The sequence below is a fragment of the Halalkalibacter oceani genome (assembly GCF_040544555.1).
GTDB lineage: Bacteria > Bacillota > Bacilli > Bacillales > Bacillaceae_D > Halalkalibacter > Halalkalibacter oceani.
Map to the genome: position 1 here is coordinate 487,876 of NZ_JBEPKD010000001.1, position 15,820 is coordinate 503,695.

The 15,820-nt window shown below is 48.3% G+C and carries 19 protein-coding genes; 2 read left to right on the top strand and 17 right to left on the bottom strand.

Annotated elements, in window-relative coordinates; genetic code table 11:
• Positions 1 to 212 precede the first annotated feature (212 nt).
• Genes ABMB67_RS02425 through ABMB67_RS02455 form a run of 7 tightly spaced genes read right to left on the bottom strand, consistent with a single transcriptional unit; the run spans position 213 to position 5,753 of the window.
• The gene (locus ABMB67_RS02425; RefSeq protein WP_354570999.1) at positions 213 to 1,193 is read right to left on the bottom strand and encodes a biotin--[acetyl-CoA-carboxylase] ligase; all 981 of its coding nucleotides are present in this window, start codon (positions 1,191 to 1,193) and stop codon (positions 213 to 215) included.
• The gene (locus ABMB67_RS02430) at positions 1,190 to 2,326 is read right to left on the bottom strand and encodes a CCA tRNA nucleotidyltransferase (RefSeq protein ID WP_354571000.1); all 1,137 of its coding nucleotides are present in this window, start codon (positions 2,324 to 2,326) and stop codon (positions 1,190 to 1,192) included. The genes ABMB67_RS02425 and ABMB67_RS02430 overlap by 4 nt, the downstream gene beginning before the upstream one ends.
• 30 nt (positions 2,327 to 2,356) lie before the next feature.
• The gene (gene bshA / locus ABMB67_RS02435; RefSeq protein WP_354571001.1) at positions 2,357 to 3,478 is read right to left on the bottom strand and encodes an N-acetyl-alpha-D-glucosaminyl L-malate synthase BshA; all 1,122 of its coding nucleotides are present in this window, start codon (positions 3,476 to 3,478) and stop codon (positions 2,357 to 2,359) included.
• Positions 3,456 to 4,199: a bacillithiol biosynthesis deacetylase BshB1 gene (gene bshB1 / locus ABMB67_RS02440; RefSeq protein ID WP_390188835.1), complete on the bottom strand. Its 744-nt coding sequence runs from the start codon at positions 4,197 to 4,199 to the stop codon at positions 3,456 to 3,458. Before bshB1 ends, bshA begins: the two co-directional genes overlap by 23 nt.
• Entirely contained in the window at positions 4,180 to 4,596 is a 417-nt protein-coding gene (gene mgsA / locus ABMB67_RS02445) for a methylglyoxal synthase (protein WP_251222377.1), read from the bottom strand. Before mgsA ends, bshB1 begins: the two co-directional genes overlap by 20 nt.
• Positions 4,597 to 4,612: 16 nt before the next feature.
• Positions 4,613 to 5,413 carry a 4-hydroxy-tetrahydrodipicolinate reductase gene (gene dapB, locus ABMB67_RS02450; RefSeq protein WP_251222378.1) on the bottom strand — a complete coding sequence of 267 codons (801 nt, stop codon included), beginning with the start codon at positions 5,411 to 5,413 and terminating at the stop codon, positions 4,613 to 4,615.
• On the bottom strand, positions 5,406 to 5,753 hold the full coding sequence (locus tag ABMB67_RS02455) for a nucleotide pyrophosphohydrolase (RefSeq protein WP_251222379.1): 348 nt from the start codon (positions 5,751 to 5,753) through the stop codon (positions 5,406 to 5,408). The genes dapB and ABMB67_RS02455 overlap by 8 nt, the downstream gene beginning before the upstream one ends.
• 343 nt (positions 5,754 to 6,096) lie before the next feature.
• Between ABMB67_RS02455 and ABMB67_RS02460 the strand changes: the two genes are divergently transcribed.
• Positions 6,097 to 6,963: a YitT family protein gene (locus ABMB67_RS02460; protein WP_251222380.1), complete on the top strand. Its 867-nt coding sequence runs from the start codon at positions 6,097 to 6,099 to the stop codon at positions 6,961 to 6,963.
• 196 nt (positions 6,964 to 7,159) lie between these two features.
• Here ABMB67_RS02460 and ABMB67_RS02465 read toward each other — a convergent pair whose 3' ends face one another.
• The 6 genes from ABMB67_RS02465 to ABMB67_RS02490 all read right to left on the bottom strand — a co-directional run bounded on the left by ABMB67_RS02465 (position 7,160) and on the right by ABMB67_RS02490 (position 11,576).
• On the bottom strand, positions 7,160 to 7,837 hold the full coding sequence (locus ABMB67_RS02465; protein WP_251222381.1) for a zinc metallopeptidase: 678 nt from the start codon (positions 7,835 to 7,837) through the stop codon (positions 7,160 to 7,162).
• Positions 7,838 to 7,957: 120 nt separating this feature from the next.
• Positions 7,958 to 8,749 carry a sporulation protein YpjB gene (ypjB, locus tag ABMB67_RS02470; RefSeq protein ID WP_251222382.1) on the bottom strand — a complete coding sequence of 264 codons (792 nt, stop codon included), beginning with the start codon at positions 8,747 to 8,749 and terminating at the stop codon, positions 7,958 to 7,960.
• A 74-nt stretch (positions 8,750 to 8,823) separates the two neighbouring features.
• On the bottom strand, positions 8,824 to 9,426 hold the full coding sequence (lhaT, locus tag ABMB67_RS02475; protein ID WP_354571003.1) for a lipoprotein heptaprenylglyceryl N-acetyltransferase LhaT: 603 nt from the start codon (positions 9,424 to 9,426) through the stop codon (positions 8,824 to 8,826).
• A 114-nt stretch (positions 9,427 to 9,540) separates the two neighbouring features.
• Positions 9,541 to 10,320, bottom strand: a complete 780-nt coding sequence (locus ABMB67_RS02480) for a menaquinol-cytochrome c reductase cytochrome b/c subunit (RefSeq protein WP_251222384.1) — start codon at positions 10,318 to 10,320, stop codon at positions 9,541 to 9,543.
• 71 nt (positions 10,321 to 10,391) lie between these two features.
• On the bottom strand, positions 10,392 to 11,063 hold the full coding sequence (gene qcrB / locus ABMB67_RS02485; protein ID WP_251193954.1) for a menaquinol-cytochrome c reductase cytochrome b subunit: 672 nt from the start codon (positions 11,061 to 11,063) through the stop codon (positions 10,392 to 10,394).
• A gap of 15 nt (positions 11,064 to 11,078) precedes the next feature.
• Positions 11,079 to 11,576 (bottom strand): Rieske (2Fe-2S) protein, encoded by a 498-nt coding sequence (locus tag ABMB67_RS02490; protein ID WP_354571004.1) that lies wholly within the window; start codon positions 11,574 to 11,576, stop codon positions 11,079 to 11,081.
• A 327-nt stretch (positions 11,577 to 11,903) separates the two neighbouring features.
• Here ABMB67_RS02490 and ABMB67_RS02495 point away from each other — a divergent pair, with 327 nt between their 5' ends.
• Positions 11,904 to 12,083 carry a hypothetical protein gene (locus ABMB67_RS02495; RefSeq protein WP_251222386.1) on the top strand — a complete coding sequence of 60 codons (180 nt, stop codon included), beginning with the start codon at positions 11,904 to 11,906 and terminating at the stop codon, positions 12,081 to 12,083.
• On the opposite strand, the gene ABMB67_RS02500 is transcribed toward ABMB67_RS02495, so the two are convergent.
• From ABMB67_RS02500 to ABMB67_RS02515, 4 genes are all read right to left on the bottom strand, one after another.
• Positions 12,080 to 12,541 carry a YpiF family protein gene (locus ABMB67_RS02500; RefSeq protein WP_251222632.1) on the bottom strand — a complete coding sequence of 154 codons (462 nt, stop codon included), beginning with the start codon at positions 12,539 to 12,541 and terminating at the stop codon, positions 12,080 to 12,082. The genes ABMB67_RS02495 and ABMB67_RS02500 overlap by 4 nt on opposite strands.
• Before the next feature lie 70 nt (positions 12,542 to 12,611).
• Positions 12,612 to 13,154: a ReoY family proteolytic degradation factor gene (locus ABMB67_RS02505; RefSeq protein ID WP_354571005.1), complete on the bottom strand. Its 543-nt coding sequence runs from the start codon at positions 13,152 to 13,154 to the stop codon at positions 12,612 to 12,614.
• A 91-nt stretch (positions 13,155 to 13,245) separates the two neighbouring features.
• Complete coding sequence (locus tag ABMB67_RS02510; protein ID WP_354571006.1) at positions 13,246 to 14,508, bottom strand: tetratricopeptide repeat protein; 1,263 nt, start codon at positions 14,506 to 14,508, stop codon at positions 13,246 to 13,248.
• A 107-nt stretch (positions 14,509 to 14,615) separates the two neighbouring features.
• Positions 14,616 to 15,518, bottom strand: coding sequence for a hypothetical protein (locus ABMB67_RS02515; RefSeq protein ID WP_354571007.1), 903 nt, complete (start codon positions 15,516 to 15,518; stop codon positions 14,616 to 14,618).
• Positions 15,519 to 15,820: the final 302 nt, after the last annotated feature.

Below are 15,820 nucleotides of genomic sequence, written 5' to 3' on the forward strand. Positions count from 1 at the left end.
GACCGCACAAAAAAATCCCGCTTCACAATACGGAAGAAGGATGCTCATGTGAAAGAAGCCATTCCGCCACGGCGAAATTGCAATCTGAAGCTAGCTGAATCCCTCTGTCCTAGTCCAACATGGATCAAGGCAGATCATCTATCCGATTAGCCTTTATGTGTTGGTGCAGTTCGTAACGATACTGCCCATTTCATCAAAAGTATAACAGAAAGTTACGTCGGGTGGGAAGCAATTTCGATATCAGCTGAATAGATCTGATGCGTTTTGCCTGCTTCATCTTTTAATAAGAGGGCTCCTTCGTCGGTAATCCCTTGCGCATAGCCATAAATGACTTCCTTCGTCGTCCGTGCATAAAGATGCGTTCCGATGCTGATCGAATGCGCCTCCCAAAGAGAACGGATCGCCGAAAAGCCCGAGCTGATATAGAGCTCGTACAGCACTTCAAATTGATTAAGAATTGCCGCGATTAACGGTGCCCGCTTGATGCTCGCTCCTTTTTCGATTGCCAGTGACGTTGCCACCGTTTCAATGTCATCGGCAAATTCATCGGGCGTTTGGTTGACATTGATGCCGATGCCGATAATGACGGAATGGACAACGTCCGGTTCGGATTGCATTTCCGTCAATATGCCAACAAGCTTTTTGCCATTGATCAAAATATCATTCGGCCATTTGATCGAACAGTCGATTCCGGTTTCCTGTTTGATCGCCCGGACGACAGCCACAGCAGCGAGCAAGGTCAGCTGCGGCGTCCGCTGCGGTGGAAGCTCGGGGCGCAGGATCAGGCTCATTGAAATCGTTGAACCGGCGCGGGAATACCACTTCCGTCCGAGCCGGCCTTTTCCGGCGGTCTGCTCATTGGCAACAACGAGGTGGCCTTCCACTGCGCCTTCCTGGGCAAGGCGGTGGGCGACTGATTGCGTCGACGATACGGCTTCATAGTACGTTTGCTCGTGACCGAGCCACTTCGTTTGCAAGCTGACCTTCACTTCATGCGGCTGAATCTCATCCGGCTTGGAAACAAGCCGGTAGCCTTTGCGCGGCGCTGATTCAAGCTGATAGCCGTTTTTCCGCAGTTCATCAATATGCTTCCAAATCGCCGTACGCGAGCAGCCGAGCTGCTGACTGATCTTTTCGCCTGATAAAAATTGGCCTTCATGCTCGGCAAACATCTTCAGCAATGCCTCTTTCATTCGGTCTCCCTCCTTTCCTCAAGCGCTGCAATAATCTGCCGGTGGTCATTTGGCAAACGGCCGGAAAGGACAGCCCGTTCGGCCCATTCCAGTTCCTCCTTAAGCCATGGTCCCGGCTTTCTTCCTTTCTGTAACAAATCATGCCCGCTGATCGCCAGGTCGCTCTTCTGCTTCAAGACGAGCCCGTCCCAGATCGCCTGCAGCGTCTCGTCTGTTTCATGCGAATAGCCGAACCAGCTCCGCAATCGTTCCACATCGCGCGCCACTTCGAGCGAGGCGCGGTACAGCTCATACGCCGACCAGGCTGCCTCCCGACGCAGCTGAAAATAAGACAGCCGCTTCCGAATCGCCCGCGCGGATGCTTTAGAGAGCGCCAGGCTGCCAAGATTGACCTCGGTCTCTCCCCGACAGAGAAAAAAAGCGGTCCAGACGAGCTCCTCGCTCGCCTCTTCTTCAAAGCCCGGCAGCTTAGCGAGCGCCTCAAGCTGATCGTCTGTTACCGCCAGGCCGGCCAGCGCGTGGTGAAGCCCGGATTGCCGAAGCTCGGCCAGCGCGGCCGTACGCGCTGGCCCCTTTAACAGCTTGAGCCATTCTTTCGTGATCCGTTCAACAGCCGTCTCGCGGATTCGTTCCTTATTGCAATGAATAACCTTCTGCAGCTCCTCGTCAATCGCGAAGCCGAGCTGACTCGCAAACCGATAAACGCGCAGCATCCGCAATGGATCCTCCGTCATCCGGCTTTCCGGATCGATCGAGCGCAGCCGGCCAAGCTTGAGGTCCTCGCGCCCGCCAGCCGGGTCAAGCACCGTTTCATCGGCCGTCAGCGCGATGCTGTTAATCGTCAGATCTCGGCAACAGAGGTCATCTTCAATCGTAGCGCCGCGCAGCGTCGTCACTTCAAACAAGTGACCATTCGAACGGACGATGACCGTCTGATGAGCGGTGTTCATCTGAAAGGTTTTCGAAAAAACCCGCCCAAGCTCTTCGGGTCTGGCAGAGGTCACAATGTCGATATCGGCACTATTCTTGGCAAGCAGCCAATCACGAACCGCCCCGCCGACAATGTAAGCCTGATAGCCATGCCGTTCTACTATTTGAATGAGATGTAAGGCTTCCTTCCACGCGCTTTGCATCTTATTTCCTCTTTTCCTTCATGCCGTATTCTAAAGCATTTGCTGATAAAGCTGCTCATAACGGGACACAATAAGCTGTGAATGGAATGTCGCGGCGACGCGTTCCATTGCTTTTTTTGAAAACGCCTGATAGCGTTCCTCGTCCTCGAGCAAAGTCAGAGCGCGGTGGGCCACACATTCAATATCGCCGACCTCGCATAAATAGCCGGTTTCCCCGTCAACCACCACTTCAGGAATGCCTCCTGTATTCGTCCCGATTACAGGCACACCACAGGCCATCGCCTCAAGTGCGACCAGGCCGAAGCTTTCCTTTTCACTGAGCAGCAGCATTAAGTCACTCATCGATAGCAATTCTGCAATATGCTTTTGATTCCCGAGCAGCAGCACCTGATCTTCAAGCTGAAGCGATTTAACAAGATCTCTTGCCACCTGCAAATCAGGCCCATTGCCGATCAATAATAATTTCGATTTCACGTGCCTGGCGATTTCAGCAAAGCTGCGGACAACATCCGGAACACGCTTAACCGGCCGGAAATTCGAAATATGAATCAGCACCCGTTCATCTGCGGCGATATCGTAATGTCGTTTTAGCTCCTCGACCTCCAGCTTTGTATAAACCCGTTCATCAATGAAATTATAGACCGTTTCAATCGGTTTATCCGTCTGAATCAGTTCGCACGTCTGTTTCACTAAATCATGTGAAACAGCTGTTACCATATCAGACTGCTCAATGCCAAAGCGAATAATATCCTTCAGCGACGGGTCATAGCCGAGCACGGTAATATCCGTCCCGTGGAGCGTCGTCATAATTTTCAAATCATAGCCGGCCATTTGCTTTGCCAATATCGCGCATATCGCGTGGGGCACGGCATAATGAACGTGGATTAAATCAAGCTTCTGACGCTTGGCGACTTCAGCCATTTTACTGGCCAGCGTCAAATCATAAGGCGGGTATTGAAAAACAGAATACTGATTGACTTCCACCTCATGATAGAAAATGTTCGGATAGACGCGGTCAAGACGAAACGGCATGCTTGACGTAATAAAATGCACCTCATGTCCACGTTCCGCCAAAAGCTTTCCAAGCTCAGTCGCAATCACGCCTGAGCCGCCTACCGTCGGATAACAGCTAATCCCGATTTTCAGCTTCATGCCTCTGTTCCTTTCCAGCCAACAAATCCCCAAGCAGCAGCGGCCGCTCACTCATGAACCCTTCGGCAAAAGGGACGCCCGCTTCCTTGCCGAAAAGACGGTCACGCGCCTCAACCGCTGTGATGTAGCCGTCTGTAAGCGGGGTCGCTACCGTTTCCCCGCTGTATGTAAACTGGCTTTTATAGGCGGACAGTGCCTGTATTTTTGTCTCGATAAACGGAGTCGTGTCCTGAACAAAATCAGGATGCTCATAGCCGTTAATAAAATAATAATAATGAGCCTCTGGACGAAAGGCCGGCAAGTTCTCCTTGCAGCGATAGCGGAGAATCCCGGCATTAAAAGCCGCTTCTTTCACCAGCTCGGTACAGGCGCCGTGGTCAGGGTGGCGATCGACCGCATACGGCGAAAAGATCAGTCTTGGCCGCAAGCGGCGAATGACGGAAACAAGCTCCTGAAGCTGCTCATAGCCGGCCGCCTTCAAGCCACGATCCGCAAAGCTTAATTGAATGCGCTCGCTCACCCCGAGAATGTCGGCGGCATGCTCTGCCTCGCGCTGCCGCAGCTCGACCGTTCCATTTGAGGAAAGCTCGGCCTTCGTCAAATTACATATGCCGACGCGGTAGCCGGCGGCGGCGTATTTCGCCAAGGTCGCTCCCATGCCAATTTCAACATCGTCGGGATGAGCACCGAAGGCGAGAAGATCAAGCGTTGCCTGACTCATCATCGCTATCCTGTTCACGCCAGGCGAAATCGCCCCGCTCCAGTCCTTTAATCAAAATTTCAGCCGTTCCAAGATTTGTCGCCAAAGGTACCTGTCTCACGTCACAAAGCCGGATTAAAGCCGAGACATCAGGCTCATGCGGCTGGGCAGTAAGCGGGTCGCGAAAAAATAAAATCAAGTCGAATTTGTTTTCCGCCACAAGCGCTCCAATTTGCTGATCTCCTCCAAGCGGGCCTGATTTAAAGCGGATCACTTTCAGGTCGGTCGCTTCCATAATCCGCGTCCCCGTCGTTCCGGTTCCATATAACTCATGCTTTGCCAGTACAGCCTGGTAAGCAGTGGCAAACTGGACCATTTCCTCTTTCTTTTTATCATGAGCAATGAGCGCGATTCTCATAAGCATCTCTCTCCCTCTATTCAATAATATGTTCTAATCCGTAGACAAGCGTATCAAGCTGGAGCACGGTCTCAACCGCCAGCTTTACTCCCGGCATAAAGGAGGCCCGGTTCAGTGAATCGTGGCGGATCGTCAACGTCTGGCCTTCGCCTCCGAAAATAACCTCCTGATGGGCGACAAGACCCGGTAGTCGCACGCTGTGTATTTTCATGCCGTCATAATCGGCGCCGCGCGCGCCGGCGAGATCCTCATGCTCTTCAGGATGCCCCTGCTGCTTCTGCCGGCGAACTTCCTTGATCAGCTCAGCCGTTTTGACAGCCGTTCCGGAAGGCGCATCAAGCTTGCGATCATGATGACGCTCAATAATCTCGACATCCGGTAAATAATAGGCAGCCATTTTGGCGAACTTCATCATTAAAATCGCCCCGATCGCAAAATTCGGCGCAATAATCGCCCCAAGCTGTTTTTCTTCGGCAATCGCCCGCAAGCTCGTAATATCGCTTTCCGTGAAGCCGGTCGTCCCGACGACCGGGCGTACGCCATGGGCGAATGCGAGCTCCATATGCTTGCGCCCGAAAGCCGGCGCGGTTAAATCAATCAGCACATCCGGTTCGTGTTCACTAAAGCACTGCTCCATATCGGTATAAACAGGCACATCTACTCCCGCGAATTCACCAATTTCCGATAGCCGCATTTGATCATGCTTCGAATCAACGACAGCGACCAGCTCAAAGCTGTCTGTCGCCTCAACCATTTTCACCGCTTCTTTTCCCATATTCCCGCGTGGGCCGGCAATGACAATCTTTACATTACTCATCTTTGACACCTTCTTCTTCTATTCTTGTCCAACGGTCATGATCACGAGTCTCAAACTTATTCATGACGCGGTCAAATGCCTCTTCTAAATCAATATGTAATGAATTTGCAAAACAGATTAGAACAAATAAGACGTCCCCCATTTCCTCTTCCATGGAACGCTTTTCTTCTGTTGATTTTTTTGGTTTTTCCCCATAAACATGATTCACTTCTCGCGCCAGTTCGCCAACCTCTTCACTCATTCTTGCTAGTAAAGCGAGCGGGCTGAAATAGCCTTCTTTAAATTGGCCAATATAATCATCAACTTGTTTTTGCATGTCCTCCATCGTTTTTTGCTTCAATGCTGTCGTCACCTCACATTCCTACTCATTCATGTTAGCGAATCAGGACGATTTTGACAAATCTTAATGTTTCATTTGCAAAAAAAATGTGATACTGACTATAATAGAAGCTGCTGAAAAAGTACGATTTTCACTTTTTCAACGGCTTTTTCGTAATGAGCGTAGCCGTTGCTTGAATTTGAAAGCCTTGCTACGAATGGGTTTCTCGAAGCAAGGCGCGCAACGCGCGGAGCCATTACTCTTCTTCGTGTTACGAAAAAGGAAGTTTTTCAGTGGCCCCTATAATAGGGGATATTTTCCTTTTGGCATGATTTCATTCCTCAAAGGGGGCACGCTTCATTCTATGCGCAAAAAAGTGAAAAACAGTCTATTTATTATTCTCGGTTCGGCGATTTTATCCTTTGGGCTCGTTTATTTTAATATGGAAAATAATTTGGCCGACGGTGGATTTACCGGAATCACGCTCATTCTTTATTTTGTCTTTCAATTTAATCCGGCGATTTCAAATTTGCTATTGAATATTCCTCTCTTTTTTATCGGCTGGAAAATACTCGGGAGAACGACGTTTATTTACACCTTGATCGGCACCTTCAGCGTTTCGCTTTTTCTCGAACTGTTTCAGCGCGTTCAGCTGATTCATATTCCGCTGCGCGATGATATGACACTTGCCGCGCTTTTTGCCGGCGTCTTTATCGGCGTTGGCCTCGGGATTGTCTTTCGGTACGGGGGAACGACTGGCGGGGTCGATATTATCGCCAAGCTTGGCTTTCGCTATCTCGGCTGGAGCATGGGAAAAACGATGTTCATGTTTGATGCGGCCGTTATTACATCCTCGCTCATTTATTTGAATTACCGCGAGGCGATGTATACGCTCGTCGCCGTCTTTATTGCGGCGAAAGTAATTGACTTTATTCAGCAGGGCGCTTATTCCGCCAAGGCTTCTTTCATCATTTCCGACCACAGCAAGGCGATTGCCGAGGCGATCGCCAAGGAAATGGATCGCGGCGCCACACTGTTGAAAGGAAAGGGAAGCTTCACAAACAGTGAACGGGAGGTGCTGTATTGCGTCGTCGGGCGCAACGAATTAATCCGCCTGAAAACACTCGTTGAAAAAATCGACCCACACGCCTTCGTTACGGTCAACGACGTCCAGGATGTCATCGGCGAAGGGTTCACTCTCGACGAAAACAAGCAGCCGCTCGAGCATTGAAAAGGGAGGTGCAAAAAGGTTGTTTCCTTTTTGCACCTCCCCTGAATGGCAAGCGCTGTTTACGCTTTGTGCAAGGCGGAACGATTACTATCCTTTAAAGCCCGTAGCACGTGGCCTTACCCTAAAAAAAGCCTGGAGGGGAATCAACTTCTCCTCTCCAGACCAGTCGCAAACAAACTGCTTATTTTCTTCCTGCTTATTCGTCGTTGCCCATCCCAACATACATCAGGATAAAGCGGACAAGCTCCATCAAGGCAACGAGCGCACCGGCTACATAGGTGAGCGCAGCCGCATTCAGCACCTTCCGTGTTTCACGCTCTTCATCATTGCGAATCACGCCGACTGAGACGATTTGCTCCATCGCGCGGTTGCTCGCGTTAAACTCGACAGGAAGGGTAACGACTTGAAAGAGCACCGCTGCTGCCATCGCAACAATCCCAAGCAGAAGCAGACCGGAAGCCTGGAATAAAATCCCTGCAAGAATTAAAAAGAACGAAACATTGGAACCAAAACCGGCTACAGGGACAAGCGCGTGACGGAAGCGTAGAAAGGCGTAGTCTTCCGCGTCCTGAATCGCATGGCCGACCTCATGCGCCGCGACAGCTGCTCCGGCGACGGAGGTGCCATGGTAATTGTCGCTTGATAAACGAACAACCTTTGAGCGCGGATCATAGTGATCGGTCAATTGCCCGCGAACTTCCTCGATTCTCACATTAAACAGGCCATTGTCATCGAGAATTCTTCGAGCAACCTGTGCTCCGGTCATTCCAGAAGATGCCGGGACTTGCGAATATTTGCGATAGGCGCTCTTCACTTTCATTTGTGCCCAGATTGGAATGATCAGAAGCAGAATGAAGTAAATCAAAAACCCCATATTTTGCAGTCACCTCTGTAGTCTTTTATTTAATTATTATTCTAAAGTCAGCCATGTCGAAAGTCAAACAAAACACCTCTCAATTCCTTGCCGCACAAGCGTTTTCACAATTCCGACACATTATTCCTTCATTCTCACTTTGCTTTTTTCCGCCCGGTACTTTTTCCAGCCGACATAGGAAAGCGAAAGCACGATCATCCCGCCAATGGTAAACATCACCCACCATAAGGACGGATCGGCGCTGTCTTCCTTCACCTGCTGATAGAGCTTCTGCCATTCTTCCTCCATCATCGTCAAATGCGCAGTCAATGTGCCGGACTCAAGCGACTCTGCCCTCCGTTTTTCGAGAAAGGTGATTTGCGATTCAATCCGTTGCAAAAGCGGCGGCTCTAAATGAATGAACAACGCCGGCCGGATCATTTGATAATGGCGGAGAAATTCATTGAGGCGATGCTGATAAGCCTGCTGATCCCGCGCGACCACCGTTTCCCGCATTTTCGCCAACGCCTGCATCACCGATTGTTCCGTTTGCAGCCAGAGCGGGTGGTGCTCACTCGTTAGCGCATCAACTGCCAGGCGAAACGAGGTGATGGCATAAATCCGTTCTTCCACCGGCAAATCAGCCGCCGTCACCGCTTCCTCCGCTTTCTCGAACGTCAGCGTTACCGTCCGTAGCGCGCTCATCGTGATCCCTTCTGCCTGAAAATCAACCTCTAAAAAGTTGCGTGAAAAATAGTCCAGCAATTGCTTTGCTTCCTCATACTTTTCCGCTTTGACCAGCTGAAGGATCTGGTCCGAGGTATGGTTTAATTCTTTCCATCTATGTAGAGATGACTCTTCATCCGTCTCGGCATACACTGGACTCATCAGCAAACAAACGGCTAAAAAAATAAGCACTAGTTGACGCATCATCCGTCCCCCCTTTTTCTACTCTCATCCTATGTACAATGGGACAAGAGTAGACCAAGAAAAGGCGAAAATGCGACCTAGCGCTCAATTTCGAGACGAAGAGCTTGTTTGCGAACCGTTAAACCGTAAACGGTCACAAGCGAGAAAATGCTGAGCCAGAACGTAAAGTAACCGATTTGCGTCACATACGGCATCAGTCCGTACGAAACGGTCGGGTGCATCATAAATACATAATCAATGATGTCATTATGTACGGTCCAGACAGCGACGACAACGAGGTGCCAAGGTTTGATCCGATAATAAGGCGCATATAAAACAGCCTGCAACGCCATCCCGGCATGAGAGAAAATCAGCATGTAGTGGCGCCAATTTAACGGGTCGCCAACATAACCGGCAGCGACATTCATCACGACAGCCCAAATGCCATATTTAATCAACGTAACAGCTGCAAGCGCTTCAATCAGCGGCCAATTGCGTCCGAGCAAAAAAGCGATCAGCACGAACACAAAAAAGAGACTTGCTGTCGGACTGTCCGGCACGAACGGGAGAAAAAGGTCCGGCGTCCGGGCCAGCTGGGAGCTGTACCACATATAGCCATAAATCGTTCCGGGAATATTGATCAAGAGCAGCATGATCAGCATCGGTTTCTTTCCAAATAAGCGCAAAAGAGCATGTAGCATTGTTTAATCCTACCTTTTTTCTTTGTAGAGTAATCCGCTATCGACCGACAGAAAAGGGGATGTCTCAAAAGGTATATGACAAACCTTTCAAAACATCCCGTTTTTCAGAAGCTGTTATTCTTCAGGATGACCGTGGGCGGCAATGTATTCAGCAAGGATTTGAAGCTCCTCTTCAGAACCTTCAAACATACCTCCTGGCATTGCACCTTGACCGTTAACGATCGTCTCGATAACCTCTTCAGGCGTCTTTTCCGTCTCTAGTAAGTTCGGACCGCCTGATCCACCAGCCATTGTGTCCCCGTGACAGCCCATACATGACTGTTGTGAAGAGTAAATTTCGTACCCTTGGGCTTCCATATCAATATCAGCTTCCTCCTGGATCGCCCCCTGTTCAGCGGCAGCTTCCCAGTCATGCTGATCGACAGATTCCCACGTTAAGTAAATCGTCGCAATTAACGCAAGCATCATCATTCCAGATGCAATCGGACGCTTTAATGGACGACGCTCTTTCCCGGTATCGAGCCATGGCGCAAGCAATAATGCACCAAATGCAAGCCCCGGGATAACAACTGTTCCGACGACATTATAGTCACCAGAAGCATATGAATATTTAAGTAGCTGATACAAAAATAAAAAGTACCAGTCCGGTAATGGAATATATCCAGAGTCTGTTGGATCAGCCATACGCTCAAGCGGCGCTGGATGCGCAACGGTTAAAAGAAGGTATCCCATTAGGAATACAGCTCCAACCATCCACTCTTTCAAGAGGAAGTTCGGCCAGAACGCTTCTGTTTTTCCTGGATATTCGGAGTAGTCTTTTGGAATATTCGCTTTGCGATTGTTTGCCTTGACACGAGAGTCACCGACAAACTTCATCCCTTTACCACGTTCCATCTCGTTCCCTCCTTTTCAACTTTTCTATTAGTCAACAGGCTTATCTCTTCAATCCGAGCGTCTTCCGGCTCTTACAACGGTCCGGAAATACCTTGCTTACGGATCATGTAGAAGTGAGCTGCTAAAAGACCTAACAATGCAGCCGGCAGGAAGAATACGTGAATCGCAAAGAAACGTGCAAGCGTCGATGCTCCAATGACTTCTCCCCCAGCAAGTAATGTTTTGGCGAAGCCACCGATAATCGGTACACTTTCCGCAATTTGAAGCCCTACTACTGTCGCAAAATAAGCTTTCATATCCCATGGTAGCAAGTAACCTGTAAATCCTAAACCAAGCATAACGAAGAAAATAAGGACACCGACTACCCAGTTTAATTCACGTGGCTTCTTATACGATCCCGTAAAGAATACACGCAATGTGTGTAAAAACATCATGACAATAACTAAACTAGCTCCCCAGTGGTGCATCCCACGAACGATGACCCCATAGGCAACTTCCTGTTGTAAGTATGCTACTGATTGATAAGCGTTAATAATATCTGGCACATAGTACATCGTCAAAAACATCCCAGATAGAATTTGAATGACTGTGACAAAGAAGGTTAATCCCCCGAAACAGTAAACAAACGCAGAAAAATGATGAGCAGGGTTAACGTGCTCAGGAACTTCATGGTCAGCAATATCGCGCCACATAGGCGTAATATCTAGACGCTCATCAACATAGTCGTAAATTTTTTGAAGCATCGATTACGCCCCTCCTTATGTTCGCTGATTGATTTGACCTAAGTAAACTTTTCCATCCTCCACCGTCACTTCAAACACATCCAGCGGACGCTGTGGCGGTGTGCCGGGTACGTTAATCCCCTCTTTCGAAAACATCCCGAAATGGCACGGACAGCGGAATCCATCCGGATTCTCTTCATGACCGTAAGTCACCGTACAGCCTAAATGGGTACATACAGGTGAAAGTGCTACCACTTCATCCCCATTTAAATAAATGTACGCATCGTGCGTAACTTCTGATTCGTACCAAGCATCAGTCTGGTCAAAGCTAAAAGGGAATTTTTGCGGTTCTTCTGTCAGTTCCGACACTTCACATACATATACACTATCTGACTCCGCTCCGGCTTTCAAAGCAGGATCAAGTGCAAATCGAGCCATTGGCATAATCATTCCCGCAGCCATAAAACCGCCAACACCCGTTAGTGTGTACGTTAAAAATTGACGTCTTGATACTTTGTGATCTTTTTCGCTCACTCATTTTCCCCCCTTACACAATAAGGTAAACCCATTTTCGGGCACATAATAAACACATATTATACTAGGACATACCCATGATAATACATCCGAACTTAATGTGCAAGATAATACATGAATTGGCACAAATTCGGCATATTTTCATCAAAGCTTCAATCAACCCTAGCTCTTTTTATCCTTCCTCATTTTTCACTTTTTTAACAAATCTTCTTTCCCAGTTTGAGCCAAGGCCGGTTGAGAAAAACTTCATACGGACCTCGCCTGCCTGACGACTCCCTTCCCCATTTGGTCAAACTCTGCTATAGTAGCGCTTGAGGAGGGATCGGATTGAAGTCGCAAAAAATTCCGTTCATCAGCTTTGTCTATTTTATTATGGCAATGCTTTGGCTGATTGGAGCAGTCGTCGCCTACGGAGAAATGTTCTTTCTCTTATTTATACTTCTGGCTTGCCTGAATGTTTTTATCGGGCTACGAATCATCAAGCAGAACAAAAAGCAGGAAAGCTAGCTTTCCTGCCATTTTTTCGTCAAAATCGGAATGAGCTGCTTCAGCTGATCGGCGATGATTTCCCTTTTGTAGCTTTCCTCAAGATGCTCTAACGGAATCGTCGGCAGCCACGTTAGCAGTCCTTCAATCTCGCTTTCACTCGTCTTCCATTCCCCGTCCGAGGTTAAGAAAATAAAATGGGTAACGCCCCCCGCTTTTAATTCCGTGATCCAGCTTTCGAGCCGCTCAAGGCGAGCTGTCATCTCTTCTGCCTTCAAATACGTAAAGGAAGGAAAATGCACCACTCTTCCGTGAAACTGACGCTCGACTTCATGGGTAATCATCGAAATAAATTCCCCCATCGCGACAGTTGATTTCACGTCATCCTTCCAGGAAATCGGCACAAGCGGAATAAGGGCAGTATCCACATATTCCTTCGCCTGCAAGTATGTATCCATTTCTTTTGTCTGCCATTTCATCACAATCGTTCCTTCCTTGCATCTCCTGTTGTAAGCGTAAAGGAGGACAGCCGGATAGTCTATCGCTCCTTTACTTTTGATATTGCTCCAGCTCTTGCACAAGGTGACGAAACTCCGTCTCATCCCCTTTATCAAGCGCTTCGTCGATCGCCTGTAATAATTGCTTGCGCTTGAAGCTCCGTATCGAGCGTTCAAGCAGCTTTTCCGCTTCATGCTGAAACGCTTCTGCCAGCTCCAGGTTCTCCGGCACATAGGGATTATCCTCTAACACGGATAAAAAAGGAGGGTATTGCTTCGCCCCGCTAAAATGCAGTTCGATGTAAATATCCTCTGTCTGGTTTAGGCGAATATCGTGAAAGGCTTTTTCCGCGTCTGTCGTTATATGCTTCTGCTTATGAAAAGAAAAAGGGATCGTGTCAACTCCTTTTGTAGAAATAATCAGGGCCTTTGGCGTATGGGCAGCTTTTTCCACAAAATGTACGCGTTCCATAATCTGGTCGTCGCTCATTAAATAGTTAAGCAACCACGCACACTCTCGACGTTTCAATTCAAATTGCTGAAGGAATCCCCGTAAAAACTCCTTTTTTTCCACAACGGAAACGATACTGTCCATCCTTTATCCCTCCTTATTCTTCAAGCAAATGCCTGTCGATGACATGTATACTGTTCCTATTCGCCAACAGTAGGTGAAATCCTTTCCGTTTTTACGAAAAGGATTCTAAATCTGCAAGCAGCTCTTCAATGTCGCTTCTTTCAGGCTGTAGTTGCAGCAGCTTCTTATAATAGGCTTTCGCCTCAGGACGCTTTCCATCCTCAAGCAAAAAGCCGGCGTACTCCTCAAGAAAGTCGGGATCGTCCTGATAAAATCCTTCAATCTCCGCATAGCGCACGGCAGCCTCCTCGTACTGATCAAGCTCCCGCAGCGCTGTTGCTTCATACCATGTAAACATCGTATCTTCTTCGCCAAATGAGCGAATATGCGTCACCAGCTCAAGCAGTTCATCAAATTGCTCATTATGCTTTAAATAAGCAGCCAACGTCTGAACCGCTTCGATGTTTCCGGGGTTTAAGGCGATCGCCTGCCGCAAAAATTGCTCGCCGTCATCGGGCTGCTGCCGTTTAAAGCAGAGCTTGCCGGCATGAAGATACAACTGATCATTATGTTCATCTATTTTGAAGCCGGCTTCAAGCGTCTCCTGCGCCTCATCAAGCCGGCCCTCAGCTTCATAAGCCTTTGCGAGCAATGGATAAACGCTCGAAAAATCAGGGTCGAGCGTTTTCAGCGCTTCCAGCTGCTCGATAGCGACGATCATATCACCGAGCTGAAAGGCGGTAAAACCATAGCCGAACAAGCCGTTTGGATCGAGCCGTTTTTTCACGCCGATCTGATAATAGGCAAGCGCGTCTTCAAATTGACCGCTTGCGCTGTAGGCTTCGGCGAGCTTCAGCTCAATATTGGCATCAGGAATCGGGTCGGCCGAGTGGACGGCCTTTTTTAAGTAAGGAATACTTTTCTGATAATCGCCACGCTCTATATACAATTCCCCAAGAGCATAGGAGATAATCGGTTCCTCAGGCGCCTTTTTTGCCGCCGTCAAAAGCTTTTGTTCAGCGACTTCGTCGAGCGCCTGCATTTGGTACAAATCAGCGAGCAGCAGCTGCGCCTGCAAAAAGGCTTCATCGTCTTCCTCAATTTCAAGCAGCATTTCAATCGCTTCATCTTCTTCATCGAGATCAATCAACAATTCAGCTGCCAGCGCATACAAACTGCCTTCATCGGGATAAAGCTGGAGCAGCTCTTCAATTAAAGTCTTCGCTTTTTCGATATGACCAAGCTCATGGTATACTTCAGCAATTTCATATTTTGTCTGATGGTCGGCTTTCCGCTCAAGCTCAGCAAGCTGGCGTAAGCCCTGCTCAATTTCCCCTGCTTCAATCAGCTTCCAAACCTCTTTCATCGCTTCCATCTTATCTGCTCCTATTCTCGTACTCTCCTCTGTCAGATGGGTTCGCCATCTTTCGCTGTTTTCCTGTTATCTTGCTGAAAATGGGTCATCCCTACTATCTTGATTGATTATGTTGCATCCTCTATCGCTAAAAAACGTCCCGGCCGTTTGATTTGCAAATAACGGCCGTATCCCGGCTTGCCGACAATCATCTGATTCTCTTTAATAATCTGTCCTCTGATGACGACGACGCTAGGATTGTTATCATGATAAACAAATCCGTCTTTGCTTGCAACCGTTCCGCCTCGATCTTCCGGTGAAAAAAGCAAATAGTCGGCATCGCTGCCATGTAAGAGAACACCCTTTTCCGGATAGAGGCCTGATTTTTGCAGCAGCGATTTCGACCACGGCGCTTCCTCGATTAAAGGCGGCGCGGTATGAATGTGATAGGAGTCGCAGCACTGCTCCCATACTTCCAACAGCATTTGCTGATCCGCTGCGCCTTCACTAACCGATGGAATGAGCAAGATCGGGTAGCTCATTAACGTTTGGGCAATATGACTCCACGGAAGCTGCTGAATGTCACGGCATGAAGTCAGTTTAATTTGAAGAAGGGGAATTTTCATTTTTTGACAGCGGCGCACTACAGAGCAACGGAGAAGAGACAGAGGAATCGAAAGTCCGATCACATAATCAAGCGTACTGCTTGCGAGTGAATGTTTGGCACGCTTCATCACCGCTTCTAACTGACGTTCATAATCAGCCTCGGGCAAAACGATGACAGTCGTACAGCCTTTTTCAATGAAAGTGGCCTGCTGCTCACGGAAGCTTGTAAAATTGGCAGCGTCAAGCAGCCGATTCGCCACCATTACCCTTCCAGGCTCAAGAGCGATGCCTTCCAGCACGCTTCTTTTCTGCTTCCACTTCTTAAAATTTCCCGTTACATAGCGAACTTGTCCGTTTTCGATTAAATAAGAACGAGATTGCAAAGAATCCTCATGAAGATGCACCGCACGATCCAATAAATACATAATGCTCACTCCCTTTCAACCTTGTTATAAACAAGCTATGAAAGGAGGAGACAATTTAGCATGTCTTTTTCTTTTGAAACATCCTGCGCGGATTCTTTTTTAAAATTATTTATTTTCCCTATTGACTTCTTTATGTAAGCGTTTATAATAAAGTTAAGCGTATGGTTTCTCTCCACTCCTATCCATACAACTTTTAGCTTTTGCTAACCCTTGATTTGAAAACGCTTACGTTTCCAAATCAAGGGCTTTTTTTATTAAAATCATCCGTAAGCGGAACTGGAATGCGTTATTTCTCACTTTCG